Origin of the sequence: Streptomyces sp. NPDC056835, from assembly GCF_042789485.1 — a bacterium.
GTDB lineage: Bacteria > Actinomycetota > Actinomycetes > Streptomycetales > Streptomycetaceae > Streptomyces.
In genome coordinates this window covers 1-16851 of record NZ_JBHUBB010000013.1, presented here as the reverse complement: position 1 = coordinate 16851, position 16851 = coordinate 1, and the positions used below count along the sequence as shown (strand labels likewise).

14 protein-coding genes are annotated in these 16851 nt (G+C 69.6%); all 14 read left to right on the top strand.

Annotated features, from left to right (window positions below; translation table 11 throughout):
• Nucleotides 1-8: 8 nt before the first annotated feature.
• The 14 genes from uvrC to ACFRMN_RS16755 all read left to right on the top strand — a co-directional run bounded on the left by uvrC (nt 9) and on the right by ACFRMN_RS16755 (nt 16766).
• Nucleotides 9-2072 carry an excinuclease ABC subunit UvrC gene (uvrC, locus tag ACFRMN_RS16820; RefSeq protein WP_383019707.1) on the top strand — a complete coding sequence of 688 codons (2064 nt, stop codon included), beginning with the start codon at nt 9-11 and terminating at the stop codon, nt 2070-2072.
• Nucleotides 2065-3003 carry an RNase adapter RapZ gene (rapZ, locus tag ACFRMN_RS16815; protein WP_383019705.1) on the top strand — a complete coding sequence of 313 codons (939 nt, stop codon included), beginning with the start codon at nt 2065-2067 and terminating at the stop codon, nt 3001-3003. The genes uvrC and rapZ overlap by 8 nt, the downstream gene beginning before the upstream one ends.
• Nucleotides 3000-4034 carry a uridine diphosphate-N-acetylglucosamine-binding protein YvcK gene (yvcK, locus tag ACFRMN_RS16810; RefSeq protein ID WP_383019703.1) on the top strand — a complete coding sequence of 345 codons (1035 nt, stop codon included), beginning with the start codon at nt 3000-3002 and terminating at the stop codon, nt 4032-4034. The genes rapZ and yvcK overlap by 4 nt, the downstream gene beginning before the upstream one ends.
• The gene (gene whiA, locus ACFRMN_RS16805; RefSeq protein ID WP_383019700.1) at nt 4025-5014 is read left to right on the top strand and encodes a DNA-binding protein WhiA; all 990 of its coding nucleotides are present in this window, start codon (nt 4025-4027) and stop codon (nt 5012-5014) included. Before yvcK ends, whiA begins: the two co-directional genes overlap by 10 nt.
• A 154-nt stretch (nt 5015-5168) precedes the next feature.
• The gene (locus ACFRMN_RS16800) at nt 5169-8132 is read left to right on the top strand and encodes a M14 family zinc carboxypeptidase (RefSeq protein ID WP_383019698.1); all 2964 of its coding nucleotides are present in this window, start codon (nt 5169-5171) and stop codon (nt 8130-8132) included.
• 186 nt (nt 8133-8318) lie between these two features.
• Nucleotides 8319-9323, top strand: a complete 1005-nt coding sequence (gene gap, locus ACFRMN_RS16795; protein ID WP_383019696.1) for a type I glyceraldehyde-3-phosphate dehydrogenase — start codon at nt 8319-8321, stop codon at nt 9321-9323.
• Between the two features lie 125 nt (nt 9324-9448).
• Nucleotides 9449-10660 (top strand): phosphoglycerate kinase, encoded by a 1212-nt coding sequence (locus ACFRMN_RS16790; RefSeq protein ID WP_383019694.1) that lies wholly within the window; start codon nt 9449-9451, stop codon nt 10658-10660.
• A 7-nt stretch (nt 10661-10667) separates the two neighbouring features.
• Entirely contained in the window at nt 10668-11462 is a 795-nt protein-coding gene (tpiA, locus tag ACFRMN_RS16785) for a triose-phosphate isomerase (RefSeq protein ID WP_383019691.1), read from the top strand.
• A 215-nt stretch (nt 11463-11677) separates the two neighbouring features.
• Nucleotides 11678-11908 (top strand): preprotein translocase subunit SecG, encoded by a 231-nt coding sequence (gene secG / locus ACFRMN_RS16780; protein ID WP_030353663.1) that lies wholly within the window; start codon nt 11678-11680, stop codon nt 11906-11908.
• A gap of 170 nt (nt 11909-12078) precedes the next feature.
• Complete coding sequence (locus ACFRMN_RS16775; RefSeq protein ID WP_078615979.1) at nt 12079-12414, top strand: RNA polymerase-binding protein RbpA; 336 nt, start codon at nt 12079-12081, stop codon at nt 12412-12414.
• A gap of 236 nt (nt 12415-12650) precedes the next feature.
• Nucleotides 12651-12995, top strand: a complete 345-nt coding sequence (locus ACFRMN_RS16770) for a hypothetical protein (RefSeq protein ID WP_383019689.1) — start codon at nt 12651-12653, stop codon at nt 12993-12995.
• A 57-nt stretch (nt 12996-13052) separates the two neighbouring features.
• Nucleotides 13053-14705 (top strand): glucose-6-phosphate isomerase, encoded by a 1653-nt coding sequence (pgi, locus tag ACFRMN_RS16765; protein ID WP_383020110.1) that lies wholly within the window; start codon nt 13053-13055, stop codon nt 14703-14705.
• 4 nt (nt 14706-14709) lie between these two features.
• Nucleotides 14710-15210, top strand: coding sequence for a PH domain-containing protein (locus ACFRMN_RS16760; protein ID WP_383019686.1), 501 nt, complete (start codon nt 14710-14712; stop codon nt 15208-15210).
• A complete protein-coding gene (locus ACFRMN_RS16755) occupies nt 15207-16766 on the top strand; it encodes a PH domain-containing protein (RefSeq protein WP_383019683.1) in 1560 nt (519 codons plus the stop codon). Before ACFRMN_RS16760 ends, ACFRMN_RS16755 begins: the two co-directional genes overlap by 4 nt.
• Nucleotides 16767-16851: the final 85 nt, after the last annotated feature.

The window sequence follows — 16851 nt, the reverse complement described above, 5'->3', positions numbered from 1 at the left end:
TGGACGGCATGGCCGACCCCTCCAGCTACCGCCCCAAGCCGGGACAGATCCCCGACTCGCCGGGGGTCTACAGGTTCCGTGACGACCACCGGCGGGTGATCTATGTCGGGAAGGCGAAGAGCCTGCGTCAGCGGCTCGCCAACTACTTCCAGGACCTCGCGGGTCTGCACCCGCGTACCCGCTCCATGGTCACCACCGCCGCGTCCGTCGAGTGGACCGTCGTCTCCACCGAGGTCGAGGCGCTCCAGCTGGAGTACTCCTGGATCAAGGAGTACGACCCCCGCTTCAACGTCAAGTACCGCGACGACAAGAGCTATCCGTTCCTCGCCGTCACGCTGAACGAGGAGTTCCCCCGGGTCCAGGTGATGCGCGGCGCCAAGAAGAAGGGCGTGCGCTACTTCGGCCCCTACGGACACGCCTGGGCCATCCGCGAGACCGTCGATCTGATGCTCCGTGTCTTTCCCGTACGGACGTGCTCCGCCGGGGTGTTCAGGAACGCCGCGCGCACCGGCCGCCCCTGTCTCCTCGGCTACATCGGCAAGTGCTCGGCGCCCTGTGTCGGCCGGGTCACCCCCGAGGAGCACCGCGAACTGGCCGAGGAGTTCTGCGACTTCATGGCCGGCCGCACCGGCACCTACATCCGCCGTCTTGAGCAGCGGATGACGGACGCGGCCGAGGAGATGGAGTACGAGAGGGCGGCGCGGCTGCGGGACGACATAGGCGCGCTGCGCCGCGCGATGGAGAAGAACGCCGTCGTGCTCGCCGACGCCACGGACGCCGACCTCATCGCGGTGGCCGAGGACGAGCTGGAAGCCGCCGTACAGATCTTCCATGTCCGAGGCGGCCGGGTCCGAGGTCAGCGCGGCTGGGTCACCGACAAGGTCGAGGCCGTGGAAACGGCCGGACTCGTCGAGCACGCGCTCCAGCAGCTGTACGGGGAGGAGAGCGGCGACGCCGTCCCCAAGGAGGTGCTTGTCCCCGCCCTGCCGGAGGACGCGGAGGCCGTCACCCAGTGGCTCAGCGAGCGCCGCGGGTCCCAGGTCTCGCTGCGGATTCCGCAGCGCGGCGACAAGAAGGACCTGATGGCGACGGTCGGGCGCAATGCCCAGCAGTCGCTGGTCCTGCACAAGACCAAGCGCGCGAGCGATCTCACCACCCGCTCCCGCGCCCTGGAGGAGATCGCGGAAGCCCTCGGCCTGGACAGCGCGCCGCTGCGTATCGAGTGCTTCGACATCTCGCATCTCCAGGGCGACGATGTCGTGGCGTCGATGGTGGTCTTCGAGGACGGCCTCGCCCGTAAGGGTGAATACCGCCGGTTCCAGATCAAGGGCTTCGAGGGCCAGGACGACGTCCGGTCGATGCACGAGGTCATCGGCCGGCGCTTCCGGCGCTACCTCCAGGAGAAGGAGCGGACGGGGGAGTGGCCGGAGCAACCGGAGCAGCAGGATCGGTCCGAGGAGTCCGAGGGGTCCGCGGAGCCCTCGGAGGGGGCAAGCCCGCTGGAGCAGCTGGAGCGGCTGGAACCGCCCGTACGTGAGGACGACGGCCGCCCCAAGCGCTTCGCCTACCCGCCCCAGCTGGTGGTCGTCGACGGCGGACAGCCGCAGGTCGCGGCGGCCCAGCGGGCCCTGGACGAGCTGGGCATCGACGATGTCGCCGTCTGCGGTCTCGCCAAGCGCCTCGAAGAGGTCTGGGTGCCCGGCGAGAGCGACCCGGTGGTCCTGCCCCGCTCCAGCGAGGGGCTTTATCTGCTCCAGCGCGTACGGGACGAGGCACACCGCTTCGCCATCACGTACCAGCGGGCCAAGCGGGCCAAACGCGTCAGGTCCAGCCCGCTGGACGATGTGCCCGGCCTGGGCGAGTCCCGGAAGCAGTCGCTGATCAAGCATTTCGGCTCGGTGAAGAAGCTGCGGCAGGCGACAATCGACCAGATCTGTGAGGTTCCGGGCGTGGGTCGCAAAACGGCCGAGTCCGTCGTCGTGGCCTTCGCCAAGGCGGCCCCGGCGGCACCCGCCGTGAACACGGCAACAGGAGAGATCATGGAAGACAACGGGGGCAGCACGCATGACTGAGCACGACCGGGACGGAGCAGGGCACGTGAGTACGGGCATCACAAACGAGACGGGTGAGGCCGTCGAGGCGGCCATCCCCGAACTGGTGATCATCTCCGGTATGTCGGGCGCCGGGCGCAGCACCGCGGCCAAGTGTCTGGAAGACCTCGGCTGGTTCGTCGTGGACAACCTGCCGCCCGCGCTGATCCCCACCATGGTGGAGCTCGGCGCCCGCTCCCAGGGCAATGTGGCGCGGATCGCGGTCGTGGTCGACGTACGGGGGCGGCGGTTCTTCGACAACCTCCGTGAGTCCCTTGCCGACCTCGACGCCAAGGAGGTGACCCGGCGGGTCGTCTTCCTGGAGTCCTCCGACGAGGCGCTGGTGCGCCGCTTCGAATCCGTACGCCGCCCGCACCCGCTCCAGGGCGACGGCCGGATCGTCGACGGCATCGAGGCGGAGCGGGAGCTGCTGCGCGAGCTGCGCGGCGACGCGGATCTGGTGATCGACACCTCCAGCCTCAACGTCCACGAACTGCGCGCCAAGATGGACGCCCAGTTCGCCGGGGACGAGAAGCCGGAGCTGCGGGCCACCGTCATGTCGTTCGGCTACAAGTACGGTCTGCCGGTCGACGCCGACCTGGTGGTGGACTGCCGCTTCCTGCCCAACCCGCACTGGGTCCCCGAGCTGCGGCCCTTCACCGGGCTCAACGAGGAGGTGTCCGCGTATGTCTTCAACCAGCCGGGCGCCAAGGAGTTCCTTGACCGCTACACCGAACTGCTCCAGCTGATCGCCGCGGGCTACCGCCGCGAGGGCAAGCGCTATGTGACCGTCGCCGTCGGCTGTACCGGCGGCAAACACCGTTCCGTCGCCATGTCCGAGAAGCTTGGCGCGCGCCTCGTCTCCGAAGGCATCGAGACCGTCGTCGTCCACCGGGACATGGGGCGCGAGTGACCGGACGCACCTTCCGCATGCGCCGGCTGCGCAGGGGTGTCCCCGCGCTGTCGGCGCGGGGGCGCGGTGCCCAGCCCAAGGTCGTCGCGCTCGGCGGCGGAATGGGCCTGTCCGCCTCCCTCGCGGCGCTCCGCCGGATCACCGGCGATCTCACCGCCGTCGTCACCGTCGCCGACGACGGCGGCTCCAGCGGCCGGCTCCGGGAGGAGCTGGGTGTCCTGCCGCCCGGTGATCTGCGCAAGGCCCTGGCGGCGCTCTGCGGCGACGACGACTGGGGCCAGACCTGGGCGCGGGTGATCCAGCACCGCTTCCAGTCGCAGGGCGACCTCCACGAGCACGCGGTGGGCAATCTGCTGATCGTCGCCCTCTGGGAGCAGCTGGGCGACCATGTGCAGGCCCTCGATCTGGTCGGCAAGCTCCTCGGGGCGCACGGCCGGGTGCTGCCCATGTCCGCCGTACCGCTGGAGCTCCAGGCGCTCGTACGGGGCCATGACCCGGCGCGTCCTGACCAGGTCGACACGGTCCGTGGCCAGGCCACCGTCGCGCTCACCCGCGGTGAGGTGCAGTCCGTCCATCTGGTGCCGCACGACCCGCCGGCCGTCCCCGAGGCGGTCGCCGCCGTGCTGGACGCCGACTGGGTGGTGCTCGGACCGGGCTCCTGGTTCTCCTCGGTGATCCCGCATCTTCTGGTGCCGGAACTGCTCGACGCGCTCGTCGAGACGAAGGCGCGCCGGGTCCTCTCGCTGAACCTCGCACCGCAACCCGGTGAAACCGATGGCTTCTCACCGCAGCGTCATTTGGAGGTTTTGGGGCGACACGCCCCTAAACTCGCCCTGGACGTGGTGCTGGCCGACCAGGCCGCCGTGCCCGACCGCGAATCACTCTCCGATGCCGCCAAGCGGTTCGGTGCCGCGGTCGAGCTGGCGCCGGTGGCAGCGCCCGACAGTTCCCCGGTCCATGATCCGGAGCTGTTGGCAGCCGCGTACGACCGTATTTTTCGGATGCATGGAAGGATCGGCCCATGGCGATGACGCCAGTGGTGAAGGACGAGATCGCCCGCCTCCCCGTCACCCGGACGTGCTGCAGGAAGGCTGAGGTCTCGGCGATCCTCCGGTTCGCGGGCGGGCTGCACCTGGTGAGCGGCCGCATTGTGATCGAGGCGGAGCTGGACACCAGCATCGCCGCACGCCGGCTCCGCAAGGACATCCTGGAGATCTTCGGGCACAACTCCGAGCTCGTCGTGATGGCCCCGGGCGGTCTGCGCCGCGGCAGCCGTTACGTCGTACGGGTGATTACGGGCGGTGATCAGCTGGCCCGGCAGACCGGACTGGTCGACGGCCGGGGCCGCCCGATCCGCGGACTGCCCCCGCAGGTTGTCTCCGGTGCCACCTGTGACGCGGAGGCGGCCTGGCGCGGCGCGTTCCTGGCGCACGGCTCGCTCACCGAGCCGGGCCGCTCCTCCTCGCTGGAGGTGACGTGCCCGGGCCCCGAGGCGGCCCTCGCGCTGGTCGGTGCCGCCCGCAGGCTCCAGATCGCCGCCAAGGCCCGTGAGGTGCGCGGGGTGGACCGGGTGGTCGTACGGGACGGCGACGCGATCGGCGCGCTGCTGACCCGGCTCGGCGCCCATGAGGCGGTGCTGGCCTGGGAGGAGCGGCGGATGCGCCGTGAGGTCCGTGCCACGGCCAACCGCCTCGCCAACTTCGACGACGCGAATCTGCGCCGGTCCGCGCGGGCCGCGGTCGCGGCGGGCGCCCGGGTGCAGCGCGCGCTGGAGATCCTTGGCGAGGAGGTGCCCGAGCATCTCGCCGCCGCGGGCCGGCTGCGGATGGAGCACAAGCAGGCCTCCCTGGAGGAGCTGGGCGCGCTCGCGGACCCGCCGCTCACCAAGGACGCGGTCGCGGGCCGGATCCGGCGGCTGCTGGCCATGGCCGACAAGCGGGCACAGGACCTCGGGATTCCGGGTACGGAGTCCAATCTGAGCGAGGACCTGGCCGACGGTCTCGTCGGCTGAGTCCATCGGCCGTCCCCAACTGCCCGCTGCCGGCGCCGAATAGGTGTCGGCAGCAGGCATTTTGCGGCTCATCGGCACGCTCTTGACATGATCATGGAGGGTGGTGAGCCTGGCGTCTGTCCACGGATGTGGCAGACAACAGCAAGGGGGGCACATGAGACGAAGAGCGGGATCGATCCTCGCGGCGGGCGCGCTGCTGCTGGCGGGTATCACGGCGGCGCCGGTCGCCCAGGCACGGCCCGGAGCCGCGCCGGGAGCCGAGGCGGCACCGGGCGCGGACGCCGTGAAGGTCTTCGACGCCGAGGTCACCAAGGAGCAGATACCGCTGCTTCTCGCGGCCGGCCAGGACGCCCATGAACTGACGGAGCGTGCTCCCGAGAAGGGGACGGCGAACGTCGAGCTGTTCCTCACCGACGCGCAGGCGCGCGCCCTCGCGAAACAGGGTGTCGAGGCCACAGAACGGAAGGTGTCCGCGAAGGCGGACGCCCGGCTGCGGGCGGCGGGGGACGGGGTGTTCCGCCCGTACAGCGGCGCGGGCAACCTCCAGGAGGAGATCGTCGAGACCGGGCAGGCCAACCCCCGGATCGCCAAGGTCGTCTCCATCGGCAAGACCCTCAACGGCCAGGACATCCTGGCGCTCAAGCTCAGTAAGGGGGCGCGGACGACCAAGGACGGGGCCAAGCCGTCCGTGCTGTACATGTCCAACCAGCACGCCAGGGAGTGGATCACTCCCGAGATGACACGGCGGCTGATGCACCATTACATCGACAACTACGGCAAGGATTCGCGGATCACCAAGATCGTCGACTCCACCGAACTGTGGTTCGTCCTCTCCGCCAACCCCGACGGCTACGACTACACGCACAGCTCGGACAGCGCCCGGCTGTGGCGCAAGAACCTCCGCGACGTGGACGGCGACGGAAAGATCGCCTCCGGCGACGGCGTCGACCTCAACCGGAACTTCCCCTACAAGTGGGGCTACGACGACGAGGGCTCCTCGCCCCGGCCCGCCGGCGAGACCTACCGCGGCGCCGGACCCGGCTCCGAGCCCGAGACCCAGGCGATCGACCGCTTCCAGAAGCGCATCGGCTTCGACTACGGCATCAACTACCATTCCGCCGCCGAACTGCTGCTCTACGGCGTGGGCTGGCAGGTCGCCACCCCGACACCCGACGACGTGCTCTACAAGGCGCTCGCCGGCACCCCCGAGAACCCCGCGGTCCCCGGCTACTACCCGCAGGTCTCCTCCGAGCTGTACACCACCAACGGTGAGGCCGACGGGCACGCGGCGAACGTCAACGGAACGATGATGTTCACCCCGGAGATGACGACCTGCCAGACCGCGTCCGCCCTCGACCCGGACGACGCCTGGGAGGCCAGGGACTGCCGGTCCGGCTTCAACTTCCCCGACGACGAGAAGCTGATCCAGGACGAGTTCGCCAAGAACGTCCCCTTCGCGCTCTCCGTCGCCGAGACCGCCGCCCACCCCGACCAGCCTTCCTCCCCGGTCGGCCTGACCGCCCCCGACTTCACCCCCGACCCGTTCACCACCTCGTACGCGCGCGGCGCCGACCAGGAGGTCTCGGTCACCGCCCGCAAGTCGCTCAGGGACAAGGAGCTCAACTACCGCGTCAACGGCGGCCGTACGCACGACGAGGGCCTGAAGGCCTGGAAGGGCGGCGAGACGTACGGAGGCGAGGACAACCTCCACTTCGACGAGTACCGCGCCGAGATCGAGGACGCTCGTCCGGGTGACACCGTCGAGGTCTGGTTCACCGGACGGACGAAGAGCGGAAAGCCCACCTCCAGCGAGCACTTCCGCTACACCGTGGCCGAACGCCCCCGCGCCGACACCCTCGTGATCGCCGAGGAGGGCGCGCCCGCGCGGCAGCTCCGCGCCTACACCGACGCCCTGCGCGCCAACGGCCGTACCGCGGCCGTCTGGGATGTCGCCACCCAGGGCGCACCCCACCCGCTGGGCGTCCTCAGCCACTTCTCCACCGCGGTCCACTACACCGGCGCGGCGGCCCCGGGCGGCCCCACACAGCTGGCCCTGCGCGCCTTCCTCAACGAGGGCGGCGAGCTGATCGAGGCCGGCCGGCGCGCGGGCGGCAACGCCCAGGTCGGACGGAGCCTGACCGACGACTTCAGCCAGTACTACCTGGGCGCCTACGGACGGACGTCCACGCCGGGCGCCACCGGCTTCAGCGGTACGGGAGCACTCGCGGGGGCGGCCGGATCGCTGGCCGGGCTGCCCGGCAACCCGCTGGACCCGGCGGGCTCCTACACCGTCACCTCCGACGTCCTCGACCCGAAGAAGTTCCCGCGGTTCAAGAGCGCCCGGTCGGGCTCGTACACGGGCGTCACGAACCCGTACGCCCCGTACGCGGGGCAGTGGATGGCGGCGGCCCTCCACCAGGACAACGACTGGAGCCGGCTCACCCGCACCGTCGATCTCACCGGTGTCAGCGCCGCCGACAAGCCCGCGCTCCGCTTCGCGCTCAACTGGAACACGGAGCAGGGCTACGACCACGCCGTCCTGGAGTCCCGCACCGCCGGGGCCGAGGACTGGACCACCCTTCCCGAGGCCGGCGGGGCGACCCGCTCGGCCGTCCCCGCCGAGTGCGAGGCCGGGTTCTATCTCGAAGGCCATCCGTTCCTCGGTCACTATCTGACCCTCGGCGCGGACGGCTGCGCCGCGACCGGAACCACCGGTTCCTGGAACAGCTTCACCGGCAGTTCGAACGGCTGGCGTCAGGTCTCCTTCGATCTGAGCGCCTACGCGGGCAAGAAGGCCGAGATCTCGCTCAGCTACATCACCGACCCCGGCAGCGGCGGACTCGGGCTCTTCGCGGACGACGCGAGGCTCGTGGTGGGCGGCGCCGACCGCGAGTCCGAGGGCTTCGAGACCTCCCTCGGCGACTGGACCGTGCCCGGGGCGCCGGCCGGGAGTCCCGTCGTGGAGGGGGACTGGGCGCGCTCCCAGGAGCTGTTCACCTCGTACGCCTCGGTCACTACGCGTAACACCGTGCTGTTCGGTTTCGGCCTGGAGCATGTGCCGGACGCCGGGGAGCGCGCGGCGCTGCTCGGCAAGGCGCTGCGCGCCCTGCGGCGCTGAGCCCTTGGAACACCGGGTCCGCGGCGGCTCGTCAACCCGTATCAACGGGTTCGGGCAGCCGCGGGCCCGCCGGGGCCACTCGATGTCACCGCGCGGCCCGTGGAGGGGTAGGGTCATAAGCGGTCGGGGACATCCCATACAACTCGCCGGCGTCGAAACCCGGCGTACCAACGAGGAGATCGGTTCGTGACGATCCGCGTAGGCATCAACGGCTTTGGCCGCATCGGTCGTAACTACTTCCGCGCGCTGCTGGAGCAGGGTGCAGACATCGAGATCGTGGCTGTCAACGACCTGGGTGACACTGCGACCACGGCGCATCTGCTGAAGTACGACACCATCCTGGGCCGCCTCAAGGCCGAGGTGACCCACACCGCCGACACGATCACGGTCGACGGCCACACCATCAAGGTGCTCTCGGAGCGCAACCCGGCGGACATCCCCTGGGGTGAGCTGGGTGTCGACATCGTCATCGAGTCGACCGGCATCTTCACCAAGAAGGCCGACGCCTCGAAGCACATCGCGGGTGGCGCCAAGAAGGTCCTCATCTCGGCTCCGGCCAAGGACGAGGACATCACCATCGTGATGGGCGTCAACCAGGACAAGTACGACGCGGCCAACCACCACGTCATCTCGAACGCCTCCTGTACCACCAACTGTGTGGCGCCGATGGCCAAGGTTCTCCTGGAGAACTTCGGCATCGTCAAGGGCATGATGACGACGGTCCACGCGTACACCAACGACCAGCGCATCCTGGACTTCCCGCACAGCGACCTGCGCCGTGCGCGGGCCGCCGCCGAGAACATCATCCCGACCACCACCGGTGCCGCCAAGGCCACCGCGCTGGTGATCCCGGAGCTGGCGGGCAAGCTCGACGGCATCGCGATGCGCGTCCCGGTCCCGACGGGCTCCGTCACCGACCTGGTCATCGAGCTGGAGCGCGAGGTGACCAAGGACGAGGTCAACACCGCGTTCCAGAAGGCCGCCGAAGGCCAGCTCAAGGGCATCCTGGACTACACCGAGGACGCGATCGTCTCCTCGGACATCGTCAACTGGCCCGCCTCCTGCACGTTCGACTCCTCCCTGACCATGGTCCAGGGCAAGAACGTCAAGGTCATCGGCTGGTACGACAACGAGTGGGGCTACTCCAACCGTCTGGTGGACCTGACCGTCTTCGTCGGCGACCAGCTCTGAGCCGGAGCCGCTGAGTTCAGGGCCGGTAGGCATCTCGGTATGAGCGACAGGGCTCGGTCGGCGCACAAGCGGCGCTGTTCGAGCCCTGTTGGCCTGTCCAGACATCCCAAGGAGTCCCGCAGCAGATGAAGACGATCGACGAACTTCTCGCCGAAGGGGTCGCCGGAAAGCGCGTATTCGTCCGCGCCGACCTCAATGTGCCGCTCGCCGGCACCACCATTACCGACGACGGCCGTATCCGGGCCGTACAGCCGACGGTCGCCAGGCTCGCCGAAGCCGGCGCCCGGGTGATCGTCGCCTCCCATCTGGGCCGCCCCAAGGGCGCCCCGGACCCCGCCTTCTCGCTCGCCCCCGCCGCCGCGCGCCTCGGTGAACTCCTGGGCGCCGACGTGGCGTTCGCGACCGACACGGTCGGTGAGTCCGCCAAGGCCGTGGTCGCGGCCCTCGCCGACGGCCAGGTCGCCGTCCTGGAGAACCTTCGGTTCAACCCGGGTGAGACCTCGAAGGACGACGCCGAGCGCGGCGCCTTCGCCGACCAACTCGCCGAGCTGGCCGATCTCTACGTGGGCGACGGCTTCGGGGCCGTGCACCGCAAACACGCCTCCGTCTACGACCTGCCGGCCCGCCTGCCGCACGCCGCGGGCTATCTGATCGCCACCGAGGTCGGTGTCCTCAAGAAGCTCACCGACGACGTCAAGCGGCCCTACGCCGTGGTCCTCGGCGGCGCCAAGGTCTCCGACAAGCTCGGGGTCATCGATCATCTTCTGGAGAAGGCCGACCGCATCCTGATCGGCGGCGGCATGGTCTTCACCTTCCTGAAGGCGCAGGGTCACGAGACCGGCTCCTCGCTGCTCCAGGAAGACCAGATCCCGGCGGTCCAGGACTATCTGCGGCGGGCCGACGAGCGCGGGGTGGAGTTCGTGCTCCCCGTGGACGTCCTGGTCGCGCCGGCGTTCCCGGACCTCAAGTCCAAGGCTCCGGCGCACCCCACGACGGTGGCCGCGGACGCCATTCCGGCCGGACAGATGGGCCTGGACATCGGCCCCGAGACCGGCCGTCTGTACGCCTCGAAGCTCGCCGACGCGGAGACCGTGTTCTGGAACGGTCCCATGGGCGTCTTCGAGCACCCCGACTACGCCGAGGGCACCAAGGCCGTCGCCCAGGCGCTCGTCGACTCCCCGGGCTTCTCCGTCGTCGGCGGTGGCGACTCCGCCGCCGCCGTCCGGATCCTGGGCTTCGACGAGAAGGCATTCGGCCATATCTCGACCGGTGGCGGCGCGAGCCTCGAATATCTTGAGGGCAAGACGCTCCCCGGCCTCGCGGCACTGGAGGACTGACCCCCGTATGACTGCTTCATCCGAAAAGGCCGGCCGTACCCCGCTGATGGCGGGCAACTGGAAGATGAACCTCAATCACCTTGAGGCCATCGCGCACGTCCAGAAGCTCGCCTTCGCGCTGGCCGACAAGGACTACGACGCCGTCGAGGTCGCCGTTCTGGCGCCCTTCACCGACCTGAGGTCCGTACAGACCCTGGTCGACGGCGACAAGCTCAAGATCAAGTACGGCGCCCAGGACATCTCGGCGCACGACTCCGGTGCGTACACCGGTGAGATCTCGGGCCCGATGCTGTCGAAGCTCAAGTGCACCTACGTCGCCGTGGGCCACTCCGAGCGGCGGCAGTACCACGCCGAGACGGACGAGCTCTGCAACGCCAAGGTGAAGGCCGCGTTCAAGCACGGTCTGACCCCGATCCTCTGTGTCGGCGAGGGCCTGGACGTCCGCAAGGCGGGCCAGCAGGTCGAGCACACCCTGAACCAGCTCGACGGCGGTCTCAAGGACGTACCGGCCGACCAGGCCGAGTCCATCGTGATCGCGTACGAGCCGGTGTGGGCCATCGGCACCGGCGAGGTCGCCACCCCGGAGGACGCCCAGGAGGTCTGCGGGGCGATCCGCGGCCGGCTTGCCGAGCTGTACTCGCGGGAGCTGGCCGATGCGGTCCGGATCCAGTACGGCGGCTCGGTGAAGTCCGGGAATGTGGCCGCGATCATGGCGCAGCCCGATGTCGACGGCGCCCTGGTGGGCGGCGCGGCGCTGGACGCCGACGAGTTCGTCAAGATCGTACGCTTCCGCGACCAGTAAGTATGCGGTAGCACGGATCCGTCGTACCCTGGCGGGGGCCGAGAGGACGCCGTCCGTGTACGTGTGGCGCGACCACGCGTATCGGAGGCGGCCGGTCGGTCCCCGTCGTTCGTTTCACGCAGTTCGTTCCGTTCGTCCTGTGTCGTTCGTTCTCAGTGGTTCGTTTTCAGTCCTGTCGGTCCTGTCAGTCCGAGGAAGTTGGTCCAGCCGTGGTTATGGGGTTCTCGATCGCCCTCATCGTCTTCAGCCTGCTGCTGATGCTGCTGGTGCTGATGCACAAGGGGAAGGGCGGCGGCCTCTCCGACATGTTCGGTGGCGGAATGCAGTCGTCCGTCGGTGGTTCCTCCGTCGCGGAGCGTAACCTCGACCGCATCACCGTGGTTGTCGGTCTGCTGTGGTTCGCGTGCATTGTCGTTCTCGGTCTGGTGCTCAAGCTGGACAGCTGACCGTACGCACGGTACGGCGGCGCGGGCGCGGCCTATCATGGGTTCCGCGCCCGGCGGCAGGGGGTAACTCCCTTCACTGGACGCGCGTTGGGCCTTACGTAGACTGGGGCGCCCGGCAGCGGAGCTGCCTCTCGATGCTTTGCGGCACCATCACGCAGGGAGTTACGACCGTGGCAAGTGGCAACGCGATCCGGGGAAGCCGGGTCGGAGCGGGGCCGATGGGTGAGGCCGAGCGTGGCGAGTCCGCGCCCCGCCTGCGCATCTCCTTCTGGTGCTCGAACGGGCACGAGACGGTGCCGAGCTTCGCCAGTGACGCACAGGTTCCGGAGACGTGGGACTGCCCGCGCTGCGGATTCCCGGCCGGTCAGGACCGGGACAATCCGCCGGACCCGCCGCGCACCGAGCCGTACAAGACGCACCTCGCCTATGTACGGGAACGGCGCAGCGACGCGGACGGCGAAGCGATCCTCGCCGAAGCGCTCGCCAAACTGCGCGGCGAGATCTAGACACGCTTTTCCGGCCGGACACCCCATAGGTGTCCGGCCGAAGTGTTTTTGCCCCGCTTTGTCCCCAATCCGGCGTGCTGAGCGACCCGTCCGCGTTGTCAGTGGCACCGCCTACGGTCTGAATCAGTTGACCGAAGGGGGAGTTGTGACGGCGCTCGAAGCTGTGGACGTACGGACGCCCGCGTGGCGCGGCGGGTTCGGCCTGCTGTGGTCGGCCGCGGTCGTCTCGCGGTTCGGTGACGCGCTGCGGACGGCGGCGCTGCCGCTGCTCGCAGACCGGCTGTCTGGTCGCGCTGGGAACGGTGCGCGAGACCTGGGCGCCGATCGTCTGCCTCGGCGTCTTCGGCGTCATGGGCATGGTGTGGAATGTGAACCAGGCGACGCTGACGCAGCAGCGCGCCCCCACCGAGATGCTGGGCCGGATCAGCGCGGCGTTCCGTACGCTCGCTCTCGCGGGGACGCCGCTCGGGGCGCTGCTGGGTGGTGCGGCGGCGGCCGGCTGGGGGCTCAACACCCCCGCACTGCTGGCCGCCGGGCTGTTCGTGCTCGGCGCCGCGTCTCTGGGCCCCCTGATCAATTAGGTTGGACTGGCACAGGGCATGCACGCAGGCACGAGAAGAAGTGGGCTGATGTCCGAGATGAACGCGGAAAGCCGTACGAGGCTGACCCGGACGCCCGAGTGGGACGCACTGGGCAAGCACCGGGAACAGCTGGGGCAGACGCATCTGCGGGAGCTGTTCGCCGCCGACCCGGCGCGCGGCGCCGGCTACACCCTCCAGGTGGGCGACCTCCACCTGGACTACTCCAAGCATCTGGTGACCGACGAGACACTGGCGCTGCTGCGCGAGCTGGCCGCCGCCACCGGGGTCGCCGAGCTGCGGGACGCGATGTTCCGCGGCGAGAAGATCAACACCACCGAGGACCGCGCCGTGCTGCACACGGCACTGCGCGCCCCGCGTGACGCCGTCATCGAGGTCGACGGCGAGAATGTCGTACCGGCGGTGCACGCCGTGCTCGACAAGATGAGCGCCTTCGCCGACAGGGTCAGGTCGGGCGAGTGGACCGGCCACACCGGCCGGCCCATCAAGAACGTGATCAACGTCGGCATCGGCGGCTCCGACCTCGGGCCCGCCATGGCGTACGAGGTGCTTCGGTCCTTCACCGACCGCGCGCTGACGGTGCGGTTCGTCTCCAATGTCGACGGAGCCGATCTGCACGAGGCCGTACGGGACCTGGACCCGGCCGAGACGCTGTTCATCATCGCGTCCAAGACCTTCACCACCATCGAGACCATCACCAACGCCACCTCCGCGCGTGACTGGCTGCTCAGTGGGCTCGGGGCCGGACAGGAAGCCGTCGCCAAGCACTTCGTCGCACTCTCCACGAACAGCGCGAAGGTCTCCGAGTTCGGTATCGACACTGCCAATATGTTCGAGTTCTGGGACTGGGTCGGCGGGCGCTACTCGTACGACTCGGCCATCGGGCTCTCGCTGATGATCGCGATCGGCCCCGACCGGTTCCGCGAGATGCTCGACGGCTTCCACCTCGTCGACGAGCACTTCCGTACCGCCCCCCCGGAGGCCAACGCGCCGCTGCTGCTCGGGCTGCTGGGCGTCTGGTACGGGGCGTTCTTCGACGCCCAGTCGCACGCGGTCCTCCCGTACAGCCACTATCTGTCGAAGTTCACCGCCTACCTCCAGCAGCTGGACATGGAGTCCAACGGCAAGTCGGTGGACCGCGACGGCAATCCGGTCGACTGGCAGACCGGACCCGTGGTCTGGGGCACGCCGGGCACCAACGGGCAGCACGCCTACTACCAGTTGATCCACCAGGGCACGAAGATCATCCCGGCCGACTTCATCGGCTTCGCCCGGCCGGTCGCGGAACTGGCGCCCGGGCTGGTAGCCCAGCACGATCTGCTCATGGCCAACTTCTTCGCCCAGACCCAGGCGCTCGCCTTCGGCAAGACACCCGAGGAGGTACGGGCCGAGGGGGTGGCCGAGCAGCTGGTGCCGCACAAGACCTTCCGCGGCAACCACCCGACGACCACCATCCTCGCCAAGACGCTCACCCCGTCCGTCCTGGGCCAGCTGATCGCGCTGTACGAGCACAAGGTGTTCGTCCAGGGCGCCATCTGGAACATCGACTCCTTCGACCAGTGGGGCGTCGAGCTGGGCAAGGTCCTCGCCAAGAAGATCGAGCCCGTCCTCACCGGCGACGAGCCGGGCGAGGGGCTGGACTCCTCGACCTCCACGCTGGTCGAGGCGTACCGCTCGTTGCGGGGGCGCTGAGCCGATGACGGGGGAGGGGGGCCGGCGGCTGCGGCCGCCGAACAACACGCTGGACAGGCGTGCCATCGGCTGGTGGCGCCTGCGGTGGCTACTGCTGACCGTGGCGCCGGTGGGGGTACTGGTCCTGCTCGGGGCGCTCATCACCCCGGCACGGACTTGGCTGCTGGTCCCCGCCGTCGTGCTGGCGGTGCTCGGGCTGGCCTGTACGGCACTGATACCCATGTGGTCGTTCAGGGTGCACCGCTGGGAGGTGACGGACGAGGCCGTCTATGTCCGCACCGGCTTCTTCTGGCAGAAGTGGCGGATCGCGCCGATGTCCCGGATCCAGACCGTGGACACCGTGCGTGGTCCGCTGGAGCAGCTGTTCAAGCTCTCCACGGTGACTGTCACGACCGCGTCCTCCAAGGGCGCCGTGCGGATCGCGGGGCTCGACCACGAGCTGGCCGCGGGGCTGGCCGAGCAGCTGACGCACATCACCCAGGCCACTCCGGGGGACGCGACATGAGCGAGCCCGCGGGGTTCGGGGGGCCCGCGGAGGCGGAGACGGAGGGGGAGTGGCGGCGGCTGGACCGCCGTACGCTCCTGGTCACCGTAGTGATCATGATCGGCGTCGCCATAGTCGCCGGTGTGCCGTCCTTCGTCGGCATGGCCGGCGGCCTGGGGCCGCTGACGGCGATCGGCTGGGTGTCGGCCGGTGCCGTGCTGCTGATCGTCTGCGTCACGGGCGCGGACTACATACGGTGGCGCCGCACCCGCTACCGGATAGGACCCGAGCGCGCCGAATTCCATACCGGACTGTTCCTGCTGAAACGCCGGTCGCTGGCACGTGAGCGGATACGAAGCGTCGACCTGACGGCCCATCCCCTGCTCCGGGTCCTCGGGCTGGTGAAGGTCCGGATCGGCACCGGCGAGCAGACAGGCGCCGGGGAATCCACGCTGGAACTCGACCCCGTCACCCGCACCGAGGGCGAGTGGCTCAGACGAGAGCTGCTTGACCGGGTCTCCGGGACGTCCGGGGCGTACAGCGACAGCACACTGGCCTCTTTCGACCGGCGGTGGATCCGGTACGCGCCGCTCTCCTTCGTCGCTCCGCTGCTCGGTGCCTCGGCGGCCGGGGGGCTGGTGCAGCTCAGCGACTGGGTCGGCATGCAGCTGCGGCTGTTCGAATGGCTGGGTGACTACTTCCGGACCATCTCGATCCTCTGGGGGAGCCTGATCCTGCTTGCCGTGCTGGCCCTCGTGGGCGTCATGGGGTCGCTGGGCCTGTGGATCGAGATGTGGTGGAACTACCGTCTTGAGCGGGAGCCCGGCCGTACGCTCCGGGTCCGCCGCGGACTGTTCACCTCCCGCTCCATCTCCATCGAGGAGCGCCGGCTGCGCGGTGTGGAGCTGGTCGAGCCGTTCGGGGTCCGGATGGCGGGCGCGGCCAGGGTGGACGCGGTCGCCACCGGTCTCGCCCAGGAGGAAGAGGACGTGAGCAGCGACAACAAGACGCTGCTGCCGGCCGCGCCCCGGGCGCTGGCCGATGAGGTGGCGGCGCAGGTCCTGCGCGAGCCCGTGTCCCCGACGAGCAGCGTGACCCTGATCCCGCACCCGCGTGCCGCGCGGGGGCGCCGGCTGCGCTGGTCCGTGGCGTACGCGCTGGTGCCGGTCGCGATCCTCACCGTCCTCGGCCTGCTGCTGACCGATGTCCTGCTCTTCATCGCGGCGCTCTGCGCGGTGATCCTGCTGCCGGTGGCCGTCCTGTTGGCCCTGGACGCCTACCGCAACCTGGGCCATGGCCTCAGCGGCGGTTATCTCGTGGCCCGCTCCGGCACGGTGCGCCGCGCGACGGTCGCCCTCCAGCGCGACGGTGTGATCGGCTGGACGATCAAGCAGTCGTACTTCCAGCGCCGCGCGGGCCTGCTGACGCTGACGGCGACCACGGCCGCGGGCGAGGGCGCTTACCACGTGTACGACGCCGCGCGCGGCGAGGGCCTGTCCTTCGCGGACGAGGCGGTCCCGGGCCTGCTGGCACCCTTCCTGGAGCCGGACCCGGACGAGACGCCTCGGCAGACATAAGACAGGACAGACACAAGACACGGCAGACATAAGACACGGCGCGCATACGCGTCGCGGCCCGGACCGCCGGAAAGCGGTCCGGGCC

Excerpts from the sequence above, each read along its gene's own strand:
- rapZ (WP_383019705.1), top strand. The coding sequence starts at position 2,065 with ATGACTGAGCACGACCGGGACGGAGCAGGGCACGTGAGTACGGGCATC.
- ACFRMN_RS16800 (WP_383019698.1), top strand. The coding sequence starts at position 5,169 with ATGAGACGAAGAGCGGGATCGATCCTCGCGGCGGGCGCGCTGCTGCTG.
- secG (WP_030353663.1), top strand. The coding sequence starts at position 11,678 with ATGGGGTTCTCGATCGCCCTCATCGTCTTCAGCCTGCTGCTGATGCTG.
- tpiA (WP_383019691.1), top strand. The coding sequence starts at position 10,668 with ATGACTGCTTCATCCGAAAAGGCCGGCCGTACCCCGCTGATGGCGGGC.
- ACFRMN_RS16790 (WP_383019694.1), top strand. The coding sequence starts at position 9,449 with ATGAAGACGATCGACGAACTTCTCGCCGAAGGGGTCGCCGGAAAGCGC.
- whiA (WP_383019700.1), top strand. The coding sequence starts at position 4,025 with ATGGCGATGACGCCAGTGGTGAAGGACGAGATCGCCCGCCTCCCCGTC.
- pgi (WP_383020110.1), top strand. The coding sequence starts at position 13,053 with ATGAACGCGGAAAGCCGTACGAGGCTGACCCGGACGCCCGAGTGGGAC.
- uvrC (WP_383019707.1), top strand. The coding sequence starts at position 9 with ATGGCCGACCCCTCCAGCTACCGCCCCAAGCCGGGACAGATCCCCGAC.
- ACFRMN_RS16760 (WP_383019686.1), top strand. The coding sequence starts at position 14,710 with ATGACGGGGGAGGGGGGCCGGCGGCTGCGGCCGCCGAACAACACGCTG.
- ACFRMN_RS16755 (WP_383019683.1), top strand. The coding sequence starts at position 15,207 with ATGAGCGAGCCCGCGGGGTTCGGGGGGCCCGCGGAGGCGGAGACGGAG.